This is a genomic window from Pyrobaculum organotrophum, from assembly GCF_055384425.1.
Genome location: NZ_AP042430.1, coordinates 1,439,747 through 1,455,762 on the forward strand (window position 1 = coordinate 1,439,747; position 16,016 = coordinate 1,455,762).

Annotated in this window: 18 protein-coding genes and 1 pseudogene; 13 read left to right on the forward strand and 6 right to left on the reverse strand. The window is 51.0% G+C overall.

Going from position 1 to position 16,016, the window contains the following annotated elements:
* The first annotated feature begins 42 nt into the window (after window positions 1-42).
* Genes ACZ49R_RS08805 through nrfD form a run of 3 tightly spaced genes read left to right on the forward strand, consistent with a single transcriptional unit; the run spans window position 43 to window position 4,156 of the window.
* Window positions 43-2,430 carry a molybdopterin-dependent oxidoreductase gene (locus ACZ49R_RS08805; protein ID WP_464732771.1) on the forward strand — a complete coding sequence of 796 codons (2,388 nt, stop codon included), beginning with the start codon at window positions 43-45 and terminating at the stop codon, window positions 2,428-2,430.
* Complete coding sequence (locus tag ACZ49R_RS08810; protein ID WP_464732772.1) at window positions 2,427-2,993, forward strand: 4Fe-4S dicluster domain-containing protein; 567 nt, start codon at window positions 2,427-2,429, stop codon at window positions 2,991-2,993. The genes ACZ49R_RS08805 and ACZ49R_RS08810 overlap by 4 nt, the downstream gene beginning before the upstream one ends.
* Complete coding sequence (gene nrfD, locus ACZ49R_RS08815) at window positions 2,990-4,156, forward strand: NrfD/PsrC family molybdoenzyme membrane anchor subunit (protein ID WP_464732773.1); 1,167 nt, start codon at window positions 2,990-2,992, stop codon at window positions 4,154-4,156. Before ACZ49R_RS08810 ends, nrfD begins: the two co-directional genes overlap by 4 nt.
* 205 nt (window positions 4,157-4,361) lie before the next feature.
* On the opposite strand, the gene ACZ49R_RS08820 is transcribed toward nrfD, so the two are convergent.
* Window positions 4,362-4,496, reverse strand: coding sequence for a hypothetical protein (locus tag ACZ49R_RS08820; protein ID WP_464732774.1), 135 nt, complete (start codon window positions 4,494-4,496; stop codon window positions 4,362-4,364).
* Between the two features lie 38 nt (window positions 4,497-4,534).
* Here ACZ49R_RS08820 and cas6 point away from each other — a divergent pair, with 38 nt between their 5' ends.
* On the forward strand, window positions 4,535-5,275 hold the full coding sequence (gene cas6, locus ACZ49R_RS08825) for a CRISPR system precrRNA processing endoribonuclease RAMP protein Cas6 (RefSeq protein WP_464732775.1): 741 nt from the start codon (window positions 4,535-4,537) through the stop codon (window positions 5,273-5,275).
* Window positions 5,276-5,285: 10 nt separating this feature from the next.
* Complete coding sequence (locus ACZ49R_RS08830) at window positions 5,286-6,593, forward strand: MFS transporter (protein WP_464732776.1); 1,308 nt, start codon at window positions 5,286-5,288, stop codon at window positions 6,591-6,593.
* 430 nt (window positions 6,594-7,023) lie between these two features.
* On the opposite strand, the gene ACZ49R_RS08835 is transcribed toward ACZ49R_RS08830, so the two are convergent.
* Window positions 7,024-7,266 carry a hypothetical protein gene (locus ACZ49R_RS08835; protein WP_464732777.1) on the reverse strand — a complete coding sequence of 81 codons (243 nt, stop codon included), beginning with the start codon at window positions 7,264-7,266 and terminating at the stop codon, window positions 7,024-7,026.
* Between the two features lie 78 nt (window positions 7,267-7,344).
* On the reverse strand, window positions 7,345-7,908 hold the full coding sequence (locus ACZ49R_RS08840) for an ATP cone domain-containing protein (RefSeq protein ID WP_464732778.1): 564 nt from the start codon (window positions 7,906-7,908) through the stop codon (window positions 7,345-7,347).
* 164 nt (window positions 7,909-8,072) lie between these two features.
* On the opposite strand from ACZ49R_RS08840, the gene ACZ49R_RS08845 reads away from it, so the two are divergent.
* From ACZ49R_RS08845 to ACZ49R_RS08860, 4 genes are all read left to right on the forward strand, one after another.
* On the forward strand, window positions 8,073-8,468 hold the full coding sequence (locus tag ACZ49R_RS08845) for an acyl-CoA thioesterase (RefSeq protein ID WP_011761914.1): 396 nt from the start codon (window positions 8,073-8,075) through the stop codon (window positions 8,466-8,468).
* Window positions 8,450-9,388 (forward strand): CoA transferase, encoded by a 939-nt coding sequence (locus tag ACZ49R_RS08850; RefSeq protein ID WP_464732779.1) that lies wholly within the window; start codon window positions 8,450-8,452, stop codon window positions 9,386-9,388. Before ACZ49R_RS08845 ends, ACZ49R_RS08850 begins: the two co-directional genes overlap by 19 nt.
* 56 nt (window positions 9,389-9,444) lie before the next feature.
* On the forward strand, window positions 9,445-10,335 hold the full coding sequence (locus ACZ49R_RS08855; RefSeq protein WP_464732780.1) for an MBL fold metallo-hydrolase: 891 nt from the start codon (window positions 9,445-9,447) through the stop codon (window positions 10,333-10,335).
* 81 nt (window positions 10,336-10,416) lie between these two features.
* Complete coding sequence (locus ACZ49R_RS08860) at window positions 10,417-10,917, forward strand: hypothetical protein (RefSeq protein ID WP_464732781.1); 501 nt, start codon at window positions 10,417-10,419, stop codon at window positions 10,915-10,917.
* A gap of 456 nt (window positions 10,918-11,373) precedes the next feature.
* Here ACZ49R_RS08860 and ACZ49R_RS08865 read toward each other — a convergent pair whose 3' ends face one another.
* Complete coding sequence (locus ACZ49R_RS08865; protein WP_464732782.1) at window positions 11,374-11,619, reverse strand: hypothetical protein; 246 nt, start codon at window positions 11,617-11,619, stop codon at window positions 11,374-11,376.
* Between the two features lie 124 nt (window positions 11,620-11,743).
* Between ACZ49R_RS08865 and ACZ49R_RS08870 the strand changes: the two genes are divergently transcribed.
* Complete coding sequence (locus ACZ49R_RS08870) at window positions 11,744-12,826, forward strand: AAA family ATPase (RefSeq protein WP_464732783.1); 1,083 nt, start codon at window positions 11,744-11,746, stop codon at window positions 12,824-12,826.
* A 96-nt stretch (window positions 12,827-12,922) separates the two neighbouring features.
* On the opposite strand, the gene ACZ49R_RS08875 is transcribed toward ACZ49R_RS08870, so the two are convergent.
* Both ACZ49R_RS08875 and ACZ49R_RS08880 read right to left on the reverse strand, forming a co-directional pair.
* Window positions 12,923-13,354, reverse strand: a complete 432-nt coding sequence (locus tag ACZ49R_RS08875) for an ArsR/SmtB family transcription factor (RefSeq protein ID WP_464732784.1) — start codon at window positions 13,352-13,354, stop codon at window positions 12,923-12,925.
* A 232-nt stretch (window positions 13,355-13,586) separates the two neighbouring features.
* A complete protein-coding gene (locus ACZ49R_RS08880; protein ID WP_464732785.1) occupies window positions 13,587-13,727 on the reverse strand; it encodes a hypothetical protein in 141 nt (46 codons plus the stop codon).
* A 506-nt stretch (window positions 13,728-14,233) separates the two neighbouring features.
* Between ACZ49R_RS08880 and ACZ49R_RS08885 the strand changes: the two genes are divergently transcribed.
* From ACZ49R_RS08885 to ACZ49R_RS08895, 3 genes and pseudogenes are all read left to right on the forward strand, one after another.
* Window positions 14,234-14,470, forward strand: a complete 237-nt coding sequence (locus ACZ49R_RS08885; protein WP_464732786.1) for a hypothetical protein — start codon at window positions 14,234-14,236, stop codon at window positions 14,468-14,470.
* Window positions 14,471-14,499: 29 nt separating this feature from the next.
* Window positions 14,500-15,144 (forward strand): hypothetical protein, encoded by a 645-nt coding sequence (locus ACZ49R_RS08890; protein ID WP_464732787.1) that lies wholly within the window; start codon window positions 14,500-14,502, stop codon window positions 15,142-15,144.
* A 683-nt stretch (window positions 15,145-15,827) separates the two neighbouring features.
* Window positions 15,828-16,010, forward strand: a pseudogene (locus tag ACZ49R_RS08895) (zinc ribbon domain-containing protein); the annotation flags it as partial.
* Window positions 16,011-16,016 lie beyond the last annotated feature (6 nt).

Sequence of the window (16,016 nt, forward strand, 5' to 3'; positions counted from 1 at the left end):
CTTGGAAGAGCAAGATTTTTATCAGTAGGTGTGGAGAGTTGCATGATCACTAGACGAGACTTTTTGAAGGCGTCTGCCACCGCGGCTATTGCAGCTTCTGCAGTTGGCATATTTACATATGGAACTACGCAACATGTCGCCAACGCTCCGCCTACAGCTAAAAGAATAGTTCCTGTTAGGTGTTCGGCATGTGGCGCCGGTTGTGGCCTTTTGTACATAGAGCATGAGGGCCGCCGCTACATACTGCCTAACCTGGAGCACCCACAGCCGGGCCTCTGCGCCAGGTCTGCCTCGGCGCTTCAGATGTGGAACCACCCCCTCCGCCTCAAGAAGCCTTTGAAACGCACCGAGAACGGCTTCGTGGAGGTTGACTGGGACACTGCCTTGAACGAAATCGCGGCGAAGCTCAAGGAGATAGTCTCAAAGTACGGCCCCGAGAGCGTGGTCATCACGAGACACGACGTCCACTCCTGGTTCCTCCCGCTCTTCGCCGCGTTGATCGGGACTCCGAATCTCATAGGCCACGAGGGCACTTGTCACTCCGCCTCGACGGCGGCGAGAACTGCCGTCCTCGGCGGCGGGGGGCCTCCTGTGTGGGATCCCGACTACGAAAACGTGCGGTATCTCTTGTTGGTTGGCCGGAACCTCGATGCAGCTATGGGACTTGTGAGAAGGTTAGCTAAGGCGAGGGAGAGGGGGGTCAAGGTTGTTGTGGTTGACCCCAGGGCTCCCAACATTGCCTACAGCTCTGTGGAGTGGGTGCCGATTATCCCAGGCACAGACGCGGTCTTCTTGGCCTCCATGGCCTATGTCATAATTTCGAAGAGGCTATACGACGGGGACTTCCTCAGATTCTACACCAACGCGCCTATGTTGATAAAGCCTGACGGCAAGCCGCTGGAGGGCAAGGAGGTGGGCGTCGACGGGGACTACGTCGTGTGGGACAACGCGGCTAACGCCCCGGCGCCTCTCGGGAAGGCAAAGGATCCCGCCCTTGAGCTGACGGACGAGGCGAGGCAGAAGCTGGCTGGGGCCAAGACCGTCTTCGAGCTGTTCAAGGAGCGCGTCTCTAAATATCCGCCGGAGAAGGCTTCCGAGATCACTGGGGTCCCTGCCGACACCATCGCAAGAATTGCGGAGGAGTTCGCAGTGAGCAGAGGCGTAGTTGAGGACGGATGGTACGCTGCGAAAAACGGCAACGAGTTCGACACATACCGCCTAGTCCTCATCTTAAACGCCTTAGTTGGCAACATAGATAAACAAGGCGGCCTTTGTTTTCAAGAGTCTGCCAGATTTCCTGACATACTCGCTGTGACAGACATAAAACCGCCGGCTGGTAAGAGGTTAGATATGCAGAAGTATCCGTTGGCTGTTTCGACGTTTAACACTGTGTATGACGCAATTTTGGCTGGAGAGAATATAAAGGCGCTGTTTATAATTGGGAGTGCTCCTCTGCAGAGAGATCCCAACTACCAGAGGGCGGTGGAGGCGTTAAAGAAATTGGAGCTGGTAGTTGCAATTGACATCTTTCCGCAAGACCATGTGGACTACGCCCACTACATCCTCCCCGATCTCATGTTTCTAGAGAGGGAGGAGGTTACCACGGTTATGTGGACTCTCCACGCTGCTATCCAGATGTCACATAAGGCTCTTGACCCACCGCCTGGGGTAGACGCCAGACACGGTCCGTGGATCTTGATGGAGATCGTGAGAAGGGCCTTCCCAGAGAGGGCTAAGCTTGTTGGCTACGACGAGAGATACGCCGACCCCCACGCCTTTGAAGAGTGGGAGAGGCAACTGGTGGAAGCCGCGCTGAAGAAGGTGGCCGACGCGTTTAAGATGCCGCTGGACGAGATCAAGCGGCAACTGGAGGAGAAGGGGTTCGTGGTACTGAAGCGCAAGGAGTACGGCGTTAGGCCCTACAAGACGAAGCTCGGCACGCCCACCGGCTTGGTGGAGATATACTCCCTCACGGCGCTTAAATACGGCCTCGACCCGCTCCCCGACTATAGACCTCCGCTGTATACCCCGCCGAAAGCCCCCAACGAGTTCTACCTAGTCAACGGGAAGGACCAGGTGGTTTCTGCACACTTCGCCTTTACGCCAAACGCCAGGTTCCTCGCCGATAGATCTGTCTGGATGAATCCAAAAGATGCGGAACGTCTGGGTATAAGAGACGGCGATGTAGTAGAGCTCGAGGGTATCGACACAGGTTTTAAAGCTGTGGCTAGAGTCAAAGTGACAAATAGAGTTAGGGAGGGGGTTCTCTTCACGTATTCCTTCATAGGAGGCAGGAGATCCGGCTCTATTAACGGCGACTTCGCCTGGCTGAGGGAGGGCGTTAACCCGCAGTGGTTCGCCACTGGGAAGATCGAGCCTGTGGTTGGGTCCGCCCCCACCAACGCCACGGTTAGGGTGAGGAGGCTATGACGCGGCTAGCCCACCTCTGGGATCAATCAAAGTGTATAGCATGTGGTGCGTGTATTGCCGCGTGTAATGCGGCGAATTATGGCAGTAGTGGGAGAGTTAATATAACGTGGAATTGGCTTATGAGCAATATTAGAAAAGTAGAAATCTCAAAGGGGCCGAGGCCTATGTTGTATTTAATTCAGTGCCAACATTGTGAAAATCCGCCGTGTGTAACCGTGTGTCCTACAGGCGCCTCGTATAAGGACTCAGATGGCCTTGTTAAAATTAACTACAGCTTGTGTATTGGATGTAGATACTGTATGGTGGCTTGTCCCTACCTAGCTAGGTGGTTTTACGAAGAGGTGTGGGCTCCTGTTAAATGTATGGGCGAGGAGTGTCAAGAGAGAGTAGCAAGAGGCGAACAGCCGGTGTGTGTTGCCGTGTGTCCCGCAGGCGCGAGGGCGTTTGGAGATATCGATAACCCAGCTAGTGAAATATCGCAGAGACTTGCTAGGTCTAGATATGTGAGGCTTTTGGAAAATTTGGGGACAGAGCCCAAGTATTACATAGTGGTGGGGCCATGAGAGCGCTCTATCTGGTTTTCATAGGGTTTGGCATGGCGGTAGTCGGGGCCTTGTTAATATTGCTGGGATACTTGGCTAGATCTGTTGAAGAAATACCGTGGGGTCTCTTGGTGGTTGGTGAAGTTTATTTTGTCTTGATGGCTACCGGCTCAAGTATAGTTAATTCGATATATACAGTATTTAACTACAGAGGCCCGAATAACGAACTAGAGAAAATCATAAAGTTGGGGGTGTGGTTCTCTTTGATAACAATAGTCCCTGCGTGGATAATGATACTATCACATCTACGTAATCCGCTATCTGCCGTAAATATATTTGTGCATTATGAAAACGGTATTTCTCTATTCTTCCAGTACAAATCTGGAATAACTTGGATGGCTACGTTGCATATGTTATTTGCGCTAACTCTAATTATAGAACTGATATATTTTATCAGGAGTGGCGTATCTGAGAAGTTGAGAGAGATGCGGAAGTTGGAGTTGGGCATAGCCCTAGCGGTGTTGGTGGTCACTATAGTTTATATCAGTAACCTAGGCCAACTTTTTGGCAATGTGGTTGCAATACCCGGCTGGTACGGACCTCACATGGCGTTGTATTTTATAGCAAGCGCTATAGCTATCGGCGCAGCGGGCCAAGTCATATTCATAAGCTTCTATGCTGGGAGACTTAATGTGAGAGATTTCGTAGCTAGATATTATGCAAGAATCCTAATGATTGCAATACCTGTATTGGCTTTTATAAAAGGCTGGATGATTATAAGCGCTTGGTATAACCCGGCGGCGTGGCAAGCATATAGGCTAATCCTAAGCTCGCCGAGTTTCCCAATCTTTGAGTTATTGCTATTGCTTATAGCGCCGTTTATTCTGGCAGTGGCGGCTTACTACAGAAAGAACCTCCCGCTATTGCTTACAGCCGCCGTCTTGGCCGTCATAGCAGGTTTCGTAGATAAATACGACCTAATAATAGAGCCTCAAAAGGCGCCTTTGGCACTTAGTTTAAACAATTGGGCTCATCTAGGCTCTATTCACTATGTCCCGTCAATTTCTGAAATAGAGATAGTAGCCGGCTCTATCTTGCTATATATCGCGTTATTAATTCTCGGAGTATTGATTTTGCCTTTAAAACCTGGTGAAAAACCAAAAACATTGTATATATTCAAATAGACTATATTTTTCTATGCTTCTGTATAAAATTTAGTTGAAATTGTCAATAATGTCGTTATTTCCGTTCCTCATAGCTATCTACAAAGAGAGCCGCGGATCTTTATAGAGGGACAGCGCCGAGCGGCCCAGAAGGGGGCCGTTTCCCGAAGACTTTCTCTACGAGGTTGTTGGCACCAAGGTTCCGTAGCCGGCCTAGGAGGAAAGATCAGTAGATCTGGGAGAGTCTCTGTAACTCGTCCAATACCGCCACGCCCCCTCTATACAGCACTTCCCTGGTCTCTCTAGGCGCGTCATCTAGCTCGTCATTTAGCCTTGCAAGACTGAATACGCATAGAGACACACCGCTAGATTGTTTTAAATATTGACTAGACAGTTTCTGTGGTTGTAGTAGTTTCGGTGAGGGCGAGGGGGGCAACCCCATGTCTTCTCACGGGTTGGTCGGGGTCTCTGGTGTATAACTTTTTTCTCACAGCTCTGCGGAGGGTGGCAGAGCCTAAGGGGAGGGTCTTCGCCCACCCTCTGTATCACAGCGGCGCGCCCGTCCTCTCGGGGCTGGACGGGTCGCAGAAGGCCTTCGAGCCGGGGGCCGCCTTTGAGCTCAGAGCTCTGCTTTCAGAACACGACGCCCGACTCCTCTTGGACTCTCTAGCTGCCGAGCCGAGGGTGGAGGTGGGCTGTGTGCTTGAGGTCTCGGGCGTCGACATAGTCCCTGCCGACGGGAAGCTGGAGGAGAGACATGGCATGGCGGTGGTTGAGCTGGTGTTTTACCCCACCACCTTCATGTTCCACGGGAGAGACGTCCTTTACCCCTCTCCCCAGAGACTTGCCTACAGCCTGGCCAAAACCTACTACCAACTCTATGGCGTCAGCCTAAAGGAGTTGGCGGATCGGGCCCCCACGGCGCTTGAGCTCGTCGGCATGCGCATCAAGACTGGGTGGCTTAACATCGGTGAGGCGAGGAAGGTACCTGTGTTCTATGGCAGAGCCCGTCTGGCTATATATGGCGATGTGGGGATGTGGCTATCTCTGTTGAAGCTCGGCGAGTTAACTGGCGTCGGGATTTCAAGAGCTATCGGCCTTGGTAAGTATAGGTTGGAAAAGGTTATATTTATCACGTAGGTTTTTGGCCATGGGAAAGGCGGCAGCCCTCGTCTCTATAGCTTTGAGCTCCTTTGTCATGCCTTTTCTAAGCAATGCAATAAATACAGTGGCGCCTCTTATGGCGTCTGACTTAGGCGTTTCTATAGACAAAATAGCGTTTCTCCAACTGGTGCTTACTTTATCTACAGCCACCGCCGTAATACCCTTGGGCCGCCTAGCAGATGTAATAGGGAGAACGCTTGTGTATAAAGCCGGCTTGGCTCTATTGACGGTAGCTACGGCTTTTTTAACACAGCCGCTGAGCTATCCGCTTTTGATACCTGTGTTTGTCCTCGTCGGCATTGGCGCAGCGGCTGTGTTTGGTAGCAACAACGCCATATTGACTTCCCTATTTCCACCGGGAGAGCGGGGGAGGGCGATTGGGATAAACACACTCGCTGTATATATCGGACTGACTGCGGGGTCTCCCGTAGGCGGTTTTTTAGCCTCCTACAGCTGGCGTTTTATCTTCGCCATAGCCACGTTTGTGGCTATTGTCTCTTTTATCATGGCACGTGGTATAGCTAGAGATAAGGCGGCGGGGCGGTACGATTTAGCCGGCGCACTTTTGTTCTCAACGTCGCTTTTCTCACTTCTACTCGGCGCGACCTCCCCATATTTAATTGCCATGGGACTCATCTTACTTATAGCTTTTGGCATATATGAATCCAAGGTGCCGGCCCCCTTGGTAAGCCTAGACATGTTTAAAAATCTGAAATTCTCGGCGGCCGTAGCGGCGGCTTTCTTAAACTACGCAGCTACCTACGCCGTGGTTTTCGTACTCAGCTACTATCTACACTTAAGGAGCCTCCCCACTTCTATTGCCGGCCTCCTCTTGATGTCTCAACCGGTCTTAATGGCGGCTTTCTCTCCCGTATCGGGCTGGCTTTCCGACCGCGTTGAGCCAAGCTTTATCTCTGCCGCAGGTCTCGGCTTAGTCGCCACAGCTCTTGCCATGATGTCAACGCTAGATTTCTCGACGCCGCTCCACACATTGGGATTAGAGCTAGCGTTGCTCGGCCTCGGGCTAGCCCTCTTCGTGCCGCCTAACACAAACATCATAATGTCTTCAGTAGACGCAAGAGACAGGGGGTTGGCTTCGGCTGTTGTGGCAACTGCAAGACTGACAGGACAGTCGCTTAGCGCGGCCTTGGCCGCCAGCATTTTATCTAACATGGGAGGGTTAGACGCCGTTAGAACCTCTATCGCCATATACGCCTCTATTTCGGTATTTGCTATACTACTGTCTATACTTAGGATATGTCGCCAGCCTTTTTTAAAAAAATTGACAAAATAAATATGTGACCAGGCTCTGGTAGAGCGCGGAGGGGGTACAGGAGGGGCGTCTTCTCGAGCTAGGTACGAGGCTGAGCTGGCCTTGGAGTTTCTAAAGGAGGGTCTCTATAGAGACGCCACCGGTAAGGCCTTCTAGACGTGGAAGGCGCTTCTGGCGGCATGCCGCCGGGAGAGACTGGCAGAGCGGCTCCACGGCGTGAGAGCCACTAGAGACGGCCGACTTCATAGCGGCGTCTATACCCGCCGTGGCGAAGGCACACACCACCGGGATAAAGCTCTACGACCTTACAAACGTGTCCATCAACCTCCAAATTTCAATACAACGGACTAGACAAATCCGGGTTCGGCAGATATCTACACATCGACCTAGTGGTTGACGACATAAAGAGACTCGTCAAGACAGTATTCAGCTACTTACGCCAACTGGAGTCTTAACTTCTTAAAGCCCTCGTCTGCCGCATTGAAGATGTACTACATGAACATGTGGTATGTAATCCAAAGGTGTATTCTCCGACACTCTCCAAGGGGTCTTCAGGAAACAAGCCTGTAGTAACATCTATAAAGCTGTAGGACGCCACACTTATAAACGATGAGTCCCCTGGCACTGAATAGTTAGGTTGCGAAAGCTGGGACATATAGTGCAGATACCCTGGGTGTTGGAGAGTAGATGCCATAAGACAGCACATAGGGCGCATGAAAAAGCTGGTGTTAAGTCCAGAGATATGGAAATGAGGGTAATTAAGCGTAACCTGCTACAGGGGCTTCTTCAACTCGTAGGGCTTCCAGCCAAGTTGTTTCCTAAACTCATTTATGAGCTCTATAGCCTTCTCTTTTTCCTCCTTTGGCATATCTTTCTTATGGAGGACGCCCATAAACAGAGCGTAAAGCTTCGCGTTTATCACCTTGGGAGATAGCCCATACTCCATATCTTCTCTAAGCTCGTCTAAGATTCCTCTCACCTCTTCTGCGTTGCTAAGCCCCTTGCTTCCCACGTCTTTAATCTTTCTACCTAGGTATAGGCGGCCTTTTTCCACCACTACCACCTTGCCGTTGTCAAATGTGACTCTGCCTTTGAAAACTCTGTCGTAAAACTCCCACGCGTCGGCGGCTTCGGGTTCTAGCTTTCTTAAACGAGTTAGGACAAACCTCCTGATTTCGTCGCTGGAGACCCTCCCCCTTTTCTTCACCCATTCGCCGAGTTCTCTAACAATTTCTCTTGTAACTTCGTCTGTGGCGCCTGCTTTTAATAAAGAGTTATATACCTTGTCCTCTATATACTCCTCCTCGGCGCCTGAACGCTTGACAACCTTTGGCATTAGGGACATCGGCCTAGACATTATAAATGTTTTGGAGAAGATTGCGGGGATTTAAAGCGTAAAACACGTCGCCGGCTCAGGTTGAAAAGGCAGAGGTAGCGCAGAGCTTTAGGGCGCCTGTTTTTGCTATGTAGAAAGATAAAAACATCTGGTAAACATTAATTATGCCGTTTGAGGTGCGATTTTACATCTATTGGTCTCAAACTGACGCGGCTGGAATAGTCCATTTTTCAGAGTTCTTTAGCCTAGTTGAACATGCCGAGGAGGAGTTCTATAGGGCCAGGGGCGTTTTGGAAATACACAGTCGTATGCCGCGTGTGGAGGCCTACGCCGTATTTAAATCGCCGTTAAGAAGAGGCGATGTGGCGAGGGTTGTCTTAAAGCCGTTGGAGATTAGGGAGAAGGCAGTTAAATACGGCTTTGAGATTTACAACGAGACGACCGGCGCGTTGTCTGCTACAGGCCATATTGTAGCTGTGTGTGTAGAAAACGAGGGGGGAAGGTTGAAATCTACTAGATGTCCCCAGGAGCTAGTTGACGTATGGCGAAGTATAGAGTAGTGGAGCTTGCCGTATTATACCCAGCGCCGCTTGCCGGCAGACTGCTCGTGGGGTGGGGGTTTGAGGTTTTTAAAGTGGAGCCCCCTGGGGGAGACCCCTTGAGAGTCTATATACCTCCACTTTTCCAGATACTTAACGCTGGTAAATACAGCGTGGTATTGGACTTGAAGAGGGGGGAGGATAGAGCCCGTCTCTATAGACTTATCGAAAAGGCAGATATAGTGTTGACTAGTTTTCGCCGTGCTGCCGCGGAGAGACTCGGCATTTCATACGACGTGTTAAAATCGATTAACCCCAATATTATATACGTCGCAGTCTCTGGATATCAAAATTCAGACGCGCCTGGGCATGACATAAATTTCGCCGCCGTTGCAGGCCACTTAGGCGATAGGCCGCCAGTGCCCCAGTGTGTAGACGTCGCCACGGGCTTGGCGGCGGCGTTTGTAGCGGCTGTTGCGGTGGCGACTGGCCGAGCTGGATATTTTGAAGTGCCTATGGAGACTACGGCATATATGCTCAATCTGCTCAACTTTGCACAGTTGAAACATATAGGCGATCTACACCTCACTGGGGGCTATCCGTTTTACAATGTGTATAAATGCGCCGGCGGATCTGTGGCGCTTGGCGCAGTGGAGGAAAAGTTCTGGCGGCGTTTTGTCTCAATAATTGGTAGAGAAGATTTGGAAAGTAGAATGTATGATAGAGAGGCTGTAGAAGAGGTGCAGAGAGAGCTTGCTAAAGTTAACTGTATAGAGCTGTTGAAAAAAGCGGCCGAACTCGATATACCGCTTTCGCCAGTTAGAACTATACAAGAGGTTTGCCACGGGGTAGACCTAGGCGAGATAATTCGCTCCATAGCTCCAGCCGGGGGGCCCGCGCCTGCGTTAGGCGAACACAACCAGCTTCTTGACAAGCTTTAATATTTTGTCACTTACTAGAGAAGGTAACTGTTATAAGTGCTTATTAAAGTCTTAGTATGAAAATAGCTAGAGTTCTAGAGGGCGTTTATAAGATAGATCTAGAGCCCGGGGGGTTTTCCAATCTCGTGTCTGTATATGTGGTAGACGCCGGGAGAAATCTCGCCGTTTTTGAGGGAGGGCCTGCGTGTTCAAAAGCAGATCTAGTAACTGCTGTTAAAACTCTTGGAAAACCTCCTTCACATATATTTCTTACACATGTACATATAGACCACTACGGAGGCTCGGGGGCCTTGGCTGAGTTAAATCCAGAGGCCTTATTCTACGTACACCCTAGAGGTGCTAAGGTGCTTCCCAACCCAGATATAATATGGGTGCCTGCGAGAGAGGCCATGGGATGGCTCGGCGAGTTGTATGGAAGGCCTCTCGAAGTGCCTAGTAGAAACGCCAAAAATACAGAAGACGGTGAGGTTGTAAACATAGGCGACATAGAGGTTGAGGTTGTCCACACCCCTGGACATGCGAGCCACCACCAGTCTTTTATCATAAAGCCGTGGGATATACTTGTGGTGGGAGATGCCGCCGGCATATACGTAAAGTCGCTTGACTACATTATCCCAACTACAATGGAGCCGCTTAGACTCGACATGTATATAGAAAGTGTCAAGAAGCTGATTTCAAAAAGGCCTAGATACGTCGCATATACCCACCACGATCTTTTAGACAACGCCGTCGACCTCTTAAATAGACATCTATCTCAACTAGAGACATGGAGTAGATCTGCGGAAGAAGCCGCCAGAGAAAAACTCACGCCTGCAGAGCTAGAGTCTATCCTAGCTGAGAGAGATCAAGACCTCCGCCGCGTCTACCCAGAGTTAAAAAAACTAAAGGCGCATTACCACCTCTTCCAAATGGCAGTACAGGGAATTTTAAAATACTACAGCTCGTAAAAATCCGGGAGACGTCAGGCGCTTCAGTCGGTTTTTAATATAGTGAATAATGTGTTTATACTCAGATTTTTAACTAGATTAATGCCACACTACAGTGGCGACAAGCTCCAAGTCTTAGATAAGGCCGGCGCTGACGGATTTGCTGTCTATGGCGTGTTGTTGAGATATCTAGCCAAGACGCGGGGAGTTGTACACAAGAGGGAGCTGGAGGAGGTTGAAAAACCTCTTTTGAAAAAATTCGGCGTGTTGCCGGCGATGGCATACAACGATCTTAGGAGGCTGGGCGTAATCTCCGTGGGGAGGAGCGGAGACTGGGACTCGGAGACTCCAGCAACACTTACACAACTAGGCGCCTTTGCGGTAAGATGCGTCTGGATAGAAGACAATGTAAAACTCGGCGCGATTCTGCCGATTTTTTGCCGTGTGAAAAACTGGTCGCTAGACCCCGGAGAGGCCGGCTACTGTATAAAACTATATAACCAACAAGATGCTTGGCTCGCCGAGGCAATCAAGCTGGCCCGCCCATATATCCTCCCATGTCTACCCTACGGGGCGGAGACTAAGGCATTGACTGGCCTTTAGCCACCGCTTTTAGTGTATCCGGCTGTCCTCGGCTTCTTGGGCCTTGTGTTAACGTTTACCATGAGGACTCTTTCTGCTACGGGATTTCGCCGTTTAACTTAACCATCTGACCTCCTCTCCGCCCTAAAGGGCGAGGGTTCCCTTAAGGCGGGTTACATGTTTGTGGTTTACTGCCTTCATTTTCACTGCTTCATAACTGGTGAGCGCAGAATTTAGAATAGGGTTGGGTGGGTGAAAAACGGGTTTACGGCGGTTCTCACGGCGTCGCCACCAACGCCACGATTCCGGCAGAGATAGGGCTTGGGGGTGGTATCAGTGGCGTATGACGCCGGCGAGGGTCAACACATCGCTCGCGACGGCTCTGGCTGCGAAGGTCATGGCCAAGCCTCCCAACGCCGCCTTGCGGCGACACCGCTCAGCGCCACCACGGCGGGCCAAGACGCGTCAATAGCGGATTTACTTCAATAAAGCCCCTAGACAGCCACCGTAGTCGACGTATCGGCGGGCGCCGCGTATGTCGCAGTCCCGGGAGAGGAGGGCGGGTTTCGCCGGCTCTGAGGAGAGGCTGGGCACAACGCCGTGGGTTTGTCTTGTGAAACTTCCGGCCTGCCCCCATGCGCCCTCCATAACCAACAGAGATTTCAGCCCATCCACATATACGTACATAGTTGCTAAATTAACTAAATCTACTTTGTTTCCCATAGGAAACAAAAGACGCCGAAAAATATGCCGAATTTCTTATGGAAGCTCTAAAGCCGGCTACTGGCGCCTGCCGCCGGCGTGGCCGGTTATTAAAACTTTATACCTCCCTAGTTACTAGGGAGGTATGTTGTTTAAGGAAGGGCCTGTGGAGAGGCCTGACGAGCTTTTTGATAGAGAGGCCGAGTTGGAGGAGCTGAGGAGTGCGCTGAGGGAGAGGAGGGTGGTCGCACTTCTGGGGGTGAGGCGGGTTGGGAAAACCTCTCTTGCAAAAGCAACGACGTGGAATCTGCCTAGGGTTTACGTAGACGTGAGGGAGTTCGAGTGGCGTACCTATGTCACTTGGGACGATTTCTACGGCGTTTTGAAGTCCGCTCTCCCGAGGTCTAGAAGGCTTTTGGAGACGCTGTCTAGGATCTCCGGCGTCTCCGTGGCGGGCCTGGAGATAAGCTTTGCCGTTGGCAAGCGTAGGCCTCCGCCTGCCGAGCTGTTGAAGGCCTTGGACAAGTGGGCTGAGTCAGAGGGGGTCCGTGTCGTCTTTGTCATAGATGAGGCGCAGGAGCTCTATAAGCTGAAGGGCGGCTCCTTCACGCCGGTTCTCGCTTGGGCATATGACAACTTGTCCAACGTCGTCTTCCTCCTCACCGGCTCCAAGGTCGGGCTTATACACCGTCTCCTAAGGCCGGACGACCCCCACTCGCCGATGTACGGCCGCTATATATACACAATCCAGGTGAGGCCGCTCCCCAGAGATAGAGCTAAGGAGTTTCTCACAAAAGGCCTAGAGGAGGCAGGTGTGAGATACACCAGGGAGGCGCTGGAGACAGCCGTCGATAAGCTAGACGGCGTCATCGGCTGGTTGGCCTATCTAGGCCTTGAGGCAGTTAGGGCGGGGAGACTCACAGAGTCTCTCATCGCCGAGGTGCTGGAGAAGGCGGCGCGTCTTGCCTGGGGCGAGTTCTGCAGATTCGTACAGCTGAGGCAGAGCAGGAGGTACATCTACATAATGCAGGCGGCGGCCGAAGGGGCCACGTGGTCTGAGATAAAGAGGTATCTAGAGATCAAAGAAGGCCCCGTGTACGACGCAGAGTTGTCTAGACTCCTAAAGACGCTGGTGGAAGAGGGGTGGTTGGAGAAAGAAGACGACGTATACAAGCCGGCGGATCCATTACTTAGACATGCGGCGAAAACCGCTGTCTCTTGTCAATAGGCTAAATTAAAGACAGCTCCATATGCGCGACTTTGACCACCGTCCTGATGGGGCTTTCAGCTGTAAACCTATCTGCGTTCTGCTCAAAAAGCGGGTTTAAAAAGCCACGTCTTGATCCCAGCCGTCTGTCGCCTCGAGTTCTTCTAACGCTAGAGCTGTGAGTAGGGCTGTGTCTAGGATGCCGGCAGCAAACATGAGGGGTATGGCGGGCTCATAGAGCTGGAGGATCTGGTCTGCATCCTCCTCTCTGCCTGCTTTTCTCAGCTCGGCGGCTTTCTCTAACTCTGCCTTAGCCCTCTGTCTCCACTCCGCCAGCGTCTTCCACCCCTGTGGCGTTAGGCTATATACAACTCTCTTTAACAAAAGGCCTCTCTCTCCCTTTTCTACAAACCCAGCTACCATTAGCGTATTTAAGACAGCCTCCACATCGTGGGGCTCTAGGCCGAGCTCATCTGCAAGCTCATCTACCGACTTTGCCCCACGTGCCAGAGACTCCAACACCATGTAATATACCGGCTTAAACTCCATGTTAGAAAGAGATGTGCAAATATAAAAATTCATAGCCGACTACGTGAATAGGGCGGGGTACCAGAGCCCCCTGTGGCGCCCGGCCCTCTCCGGAGGGCTCGGGGCCCCCCGCGGAGACGCCTTTCGGCGGCCGCGGGCGAGGGGGCTTGGGTCATTGGGGGCTGGCTTTGCCCCCTGGTCGCCGGGCCCCAGGGCTGGGGTAGCGGTTCGTAGGTAAGATAGTTTTACGAGCTTAAGAGTGTGGTGGTTGCTGAGAGGGGGAAGTGGGTTGTTTTGCTTTTTCCAACAACTCCCAGTACCTCCTCTTTGTCCACAACAGCGGAATTCTGTCTCTACGGTTATTCAGACGCCGAGGTACAAGCTTTTCTCCCACGTATTATATGTGTCCATGGGTTAAACACATAAAGTGGAAACTGAATAATACCTCACAGTTGATCAGCTTGTGAAGTTAATCGAAACGCAGAGACAGAAGGAGGGAGTTTCAAACTGTGCGCTAGTTATGTTCAGATCATTACTATAGTTAGCACGAGAGGTGGCAATCATAAACTAACTCGATTGTTTGTGGTTAAAACCTCGCCTTTAGGGCGGGGTGAATTTTTAAAGCTATGTAGACAAATACTTAGCTCCTTTAGTGACAAGGGGCGTACACTGTAGTTAGTCTCAAAGTCCTTCTCGCCGAAGAGCTGCTGTGAAACAAATAGCCACAGCGCGGCAAAAATGGCGGCTACCATAGCCGCAGTAGCCAACGCAACTATGAGACGCATATCTCATTACAAAGCCTTCTTAAGACTTTTTGGCAAGACTTCTAAAGTCTAGAAATGTGGCGACGGGATATGTGGCTAGTCGATCATAGATTTATATACAATAGTCATTTTAGTTATGATTTCAGTTGTTTTTACACCACAGCGTACAGAGTACGTGGGGTATTTCGTCGAGTTGGCAGAACAGTACGACGTTGTGATAGCCGAGGTTCCCAATGTAGAGGGAGTTGGAAAGTTTCTAAGGGGGGAGATAGATCTAGACTCTCTCTTCTACGAGATTGAATATTTCGACCCAATATATACCAGGGAGTTCTACAATAGCTTGAGGAGACTAGAGAGTAGGGGGTTCAGGTAATTCCGTCTGATCCCTACGGCACGATTGCGATGAAGATTAGGATGGCCGCGCTGATGGGTAGACTAGATGTGAACGACCCAACTGAGAAGTACATTGCCTATATCGAGTCCGCCCTAGGCAATGTCTCTAAGAATTACAACGTGGCTCTCCTGAGGAAAGATTTTGAAAACATCGTAGTCTATACGGCTAAATACGCCAGGCTAGACGCGTCGAGGATAAAGTTTAGAAGCGAGCTGAGGGCTAGGGAGATCGCCAGAGTTTTAAAATACGCCAGTGGAGATGTCTTAATCCACAGCGACTGGTACCACGAGACAACAGCAGAGTACTTAGCCAAGAAGTTGGGGTGTAGAGTCAACGTAGTTCATCTACATAAGGCCGTGGGGAGAAAGTTAAGCGTAGATATCCCAAAGCCGCCGGGCCTCGCCCTCACTTTAGCCCATCTCAAAGAGGCGAGATTGAAGCCAGAAGAAGAGAAGGCGCTTGCGGCAGCAACTACGCTATATGTCTTACTAAGGCCTAGAGTTGTTGGCCCCCTGGTTATACGCGGTAGATATGATAGAGCTATTTTAGCCGATGCGGCGCTGGCTAAATTTACATATAGGCTAAGCTATAAAGAAAATAAAAAGATCTTTATGCAAGACCTCTTTAAAATCCGTTTTACACGCTATATATAAATCAGCGGCGGATTCCCTCCCCCTTCAAGGAGACATGTCTGCGGACGTTACTATATTACACTCTACGTGTATTTGTTGACGAAGGTGGGGCAAAAATACTGTAGTAGCTCTGGGAGCTACGACCTTTAAGCCTGTTTCGAACTTGACGCATGGCTTGTTGGTAATAATAAAAGATGTTGAGAGTCTGCAGGTCGGACGTCAAGAGACGTGAAAATCCTGAGTATTGGGCATGTTGAAAAGAGGTGCCGAGGTGAGATACAAGTCGTTACACTACCGAGATATGTGATCTTCTATCGGCATTGGCAGAACTTACAGCAGGCGCAGAACCTGTGATCCTTGGTAACCGCAATAAGTCTCGCCCTCTGGGGCGGGATGCCCGGCGGTCTATATTTTCATGGCAGAGTGGTGAAGAATGATAAATAGAGACGTGTGTTATAAGAACGGGGCAGGTCAACTTGAAAATTGTCCTGGCAGAAGATATCTCGCCGCCCATTAACCCCGACGAGGGCCGTGTTATGAGGCCCGCGTTAGAGAAGGGCCCCACAACCCCGCGCCCGAGACAGCTGGACTGTCGGTGAAGGCGTGGGCGAGGAGAAAGTCCCTAGGCGTAGGGACAGGTGGCGCGGTCATTCTGTATCTCTCCGTCAAAGCCTTGATACACTCCTCGATGGCCTCGGCCAGAGAGGTTGAAGGTGTCGGCGCGGTGGTGTGGCATTCCGTACTTGGAGGAGCGACTGTATTCGATCGTTCGCCCCCGTTGCGGCGCTAAGATGGTTGAGGAAAACGGCCGCTTCAAGCGTTGCCCCGCCTGCGGCTTCGGGGCACATAGAGACAACGTGTCCGTGATTTGGGCAGAGAAGAAGTATTGAGAA

What these genes read in the sequence shown, in the direction of transcription:
- ACZ49R_RS08805 (WP_464732771.1), top strand. Translation starts at nt 43, where the DNA reads ATGATCACTAGACGAGACTTTTTGAAGGCGTCTGCCACCGCGGCTATT.
- ACZ49R_RS08810 (WP_464732772.1), top strand. Translation starts at nt 2,427, where the DNA reads ATGACGCGGCTAGCCCACCTCTGGGATCAATCAAAGTGTATAGCATGT.
- nrfD (WP_464732773.1), top strand. Translation starts at nt 2,990, where the DNA reads ATGAGAGCGCTCTATCTGGTTTTCATAGGGTTTGGCATGGCGGTAGTC.
- ACZ49R_RS08830 (WP_464732776.1), top strand. Translation starts at nt 5,286, where the DNA reads ATGGGAAAGGCGGCAGCCCTCGTCTCTATAGCTTTGAGCTCCTTTGTC.
- ACZ49R_RS08835 (WP_464732777.1), bottom strand. Translation starts at nt 7,266, where the DNA reads ATGGCATCTACTCTCCAACACCCAGGGTATCTGCACTATATGTCCCAG.
- ACZ49R_RS08840 (WP_464732778.1), bottom strand. Translation starts at nt 7,908, where the DNA reads ATGCCAAAGGTTGTCAAGCGTTCAGGCGCCGAGGAGGAGTATATAGAG.
- ACZ49R_RS08845 (WP_011761914.1), top strand. Translation starts at nt 8,073, where the DNA reads ATGCCGTTTGAGGTGCGATTTTACATCTATTGGTCTCAAACTGACGCG.
- ACZ49R_RS08850 (WP_464732779.1), top strand. Translation starts at nt 8,450, where the DNA reads ATGGCGAAGTATAGAGTAGTGGAGCTTGCCGTATTATACCCAGCGCCG.
- ACZ49R_RS08855 (WP_464732780.1), top strand. Translation starts at nt 9,445, where the DNA reads ATGAAAATAGCTAGAGTTCTAGAGGGCGTTTATAAGATAGATCTAGAG.
- ACZ49R_RS08860 (WP_464732781.1), top strand. Translation starts at nt 10,417, where the DNA reads ATGCCACACTACAGTGGCGACAAGCTCCAAGTCTTAGATAAGGCCGGC.
- ACZ49R_RS08865 (WP_464732782.1), bottom strand. Translation starts at nt 11,619, where the DNA reads ATGGGAAACAAAGTAGATTTAGTTAATTTAGCAACTATGTACGTATAT.
- ACZ49R_RS08870 (WP_464732783.1), top strand. Translation starts at nt 11,744, where the DNA reads ATGTTGTTTAAGGAAGGGCCTGTGGAGAGGCCTGACGAGCTTTTTGAT.
- ACZ49R_RS08875 (WP_464732784.1), bottom strand. Translation starts at nt 13,354, where the DNA reads ATGGAGTTTAAGCCGGTATATTACATGGTGTTGGAGTCTCTGGCACGT.
- ACZ49R_RS08885 (WP_464732786.1), top strand. Translation starts at nt 14,234, where the DNA reads ATGATTTCAGTTGTTTTTACACCACAGCGTACAGAGTACGTGGGGTAT.
- ACZ49R_RS08890 (WP_464732787.1), top strand. Translation starts at nt 14,500, where the DNA reads ATGAAGATTAGGATGGCCGCGCTGATGGGTAGACTAGATGTGAACGAC.